The organism is Polaromonas sp. P1_E1_2 (assembly GCF_056406035.1).
The window spans coordinates 1-2,326 of sequence record NZ_JBFUAZ010000650.1; the positions used below are offsets into that span (position 1 = coordinate 1).

3 protein-coding genes are annotated in these 2,326 nt (G+C 60.1%); all 3 read left to right on the forward strand.

Features of this window, described 5'->3' with window-relative positions; all coding sequences use genetic code 11:
* The coding region (locus AC1D1P_RS21265; protein WP_477674333.1) for a molybdenum cofactor biosynthesis protein MoaE at positions 1-376 on the forward strand (376 nt) is incomplete at its 5' end.
* Positions 377-560: 184 nt separating this feature from the next.
* Positions 561-962: a hypothetical protein gene (locus AC1D1P_RS21270; RefSeq protein WP_457280432.1), complete on the forward strand. Its 402-nt coding sequence runs from the start codon at positions 561-563 to the stop codon at positions 960-962.
* Between the two features lie 305 nt (positions 963-1,267).
* Positions 1,268-2,326, forward strand: a 1,059-nt coding sequence (locus tag AC1D1P_RS21275; RefSeq protein WP_477674334.1) for a Clp protease N-terminal domain-containing protein, incomplete at its 3' end; no start/stop codon positions are given.

Below are 2,326 nucleotides of genomic sequence, written 5' to 3' on the forward strand. Positions count from 1 at the left end.
GGGCGGCCCTTCGCTGCGTTCGTCGGCCGGCGCGGGAGAAGTACTTTCCATGGAGCTCGAACACTACCCCGGCATGACCGAAAAAGCCATCGAAGCCATGATCGATGAGGCGATGTCGCGTTTTGATATTTTTGGCGCCCGCGTCATCCACCGCGTCGGCCTGCTGCAGCCGCTGGACCAGGTGGTGATGGTGGCCGTAGTGTCAGCCCATCGCGGCGAAAGCTTTAAGGCCTGCGAATTCCTGATGGACTACCTGAAAACACAGGCGCCGTTCTGGAAGAAAGAAGAAACGCCGGAAGGCGCCCGCTGGGTGGATGCCCGCGTCACCGACGATGCGGCGCTGGCCAAATGGGGAATTTCGGCCCGAAACGCTTAGCCCCGCAATTTTCTGATTTCTCTGGAAGGTATTTATGTTTCGTTGTTACAGAGTTCTATCGCTGTTTATCTGCTTCATAGGCTTGGCTGGTTGTGCAAGCAATATCACGCGACAAACACCCGATGTGCAGACCAGGCGGGTAAGCAGCGCCGAAGTTGTGTGGGTCAATCCTGGCGCCATACCCATGGCCGTCACCGTTTCCACTTACGGCTATTCCCCTCCGCCTGTCAGCGGCGCATATGTCGTATCTGCCAGGAAAGAGGTCGAAGAGCTGCTGACTGAAATCCGGGGGCAAATGACTGCCCAGATTGAAACAGCGCTAAAAGACGGCGGTGCAACGCGCGGCGATGATGCGCAGATTCGTATCCGGGTCACTGGGACTCACCACACCATAACGGGTCCAGGGGCTGTTCTGGTTGTTTCCGTTCACTTCAAGGAATCACCGCCAGGCACAAAGCCTTGGTCCGTTGAAATCAAGGGAGGTACGCCCATCGGCAGTGACAGCAAAAGCGTGGCGGGCAAATTTGCAAGAACGGCTGTTGCGGAGCTGGCTGCGGCAGGAATTATCAAGGTCAGGGCGCAGTAGTTTGGCGGTTTTCAAGTTCAGGTAGCAGGCCGTTGCGCTTCACGCAAGCAAAAACACCTTGATCTCTGTGACCGGCAGTGGCTCTTTTCCCAAGGGCAGCGAGGCGTCTTTGGCTGGTGGATCCCGAAGCCGCTGGACAAGGTGGTCCGGCAACGCCTGAACCGGGCGGGCTTGACGCACATCAAACGCGGCCCAATGGCTTGCCTTGCTTGCTGCTAGATGACTTGAAAAGGGGCGTAAAAGCCCCAAACTCGGCAATAACCGCTCCTTTGTGAGCCCGGAGCCCCTTTGCGGAGTCAAATTCAATGCGACAAGACAAACTAACCACCAAATTCCAGGAAGCCCTGAGCGATGCGCAGTCCCTCGCGCTGGGTAACGACAACGGCTATATCGAGCCGGTTCACCTGTTGGCCGCCATGCTGCGCCAGGAAGACGGTCCGCGTGCCCTGCTTGAAAAAGCCGGCGTCAACGTGGGCGGCCTCACGCAGGCAGCTGATGCGGCCGTTAAAAAACTGCCGCAGGTGCAGGGCCAGGACCAGATCCAGGTCAGCCCCGACCTCGCCAGGCTGCTGCAGGCCACTGAAAAAGAAGCCATCAAGCGCAACGACCAGTTCATTGCAGGTGAACTCTTTTTGCTGGCTGTGGCCGACAGCAAGAGCGACGTGGGCCGGCTGGCCAAAGAAAACGGCCTGACCCGCAAGGCGCTGGAAGCGGCGATCGACGCCGTGCGCGGCGGGCAGGGCGTGAACAGCGCCGACGCCGAAGGCCAGCGCGAAGCCCTCAAGAAATACTGCATGGACCTGACCGAGCGCGCCCGCCTGGGCAAGCTCGACCCGGTGATCGGCCGCGACGATGAAATCCGCCGCGCGATCCAGGTGCTGCAGCGCCGAACCAAAAACAACCCGGTGCTGATCGGCGAGCCCGGCGTCGGCAAGACCGCCATCGTAGAAGGCCTGGCCCAGCGCATCGTGGCCGGTGAGGTGCCGGATTCGCTCAAGGGCAAGCGTGTGCTGAGCCTGGACATGGCCGCACTGCTGGCCGGCGCCAAGTTCCGCGGTGAGTTTGAAGAGCGCCTGAAAACCGTGCTCAACGAACTCGCCAAGGACGAAGGCCAGACCATCGTCTTCATTGACGAGTTGCACACCATGGTGGGCGCCGGCAAGGCAGAAGGCGCCATGGACGCGGGCAATATGCTCAAACCTGCGCTGGCACGCGGCGAGTTACATTGCGTCGGCGCCACTACGCTCGACGAATACCGCAAGTACATCGAAAAAGACGCCGCACTGGAGCGCCGCTTCCAGAAGATTCTGGTGGGCGAGCCGAGCGTGGAGGCGACGATTGCCATCCTGCGTGGCCTGCAAGAG

Bases quoted from the DNA above. Each gene is read 5' to 3' on its own strand.
- AC1D1P_RS21270 (WP_457280432.1), top strand. From the start codon at position 561: ATGGCCGTCACCGTTTCCACTTACGGCTATTCCCCTCCGCCTGTCAGC.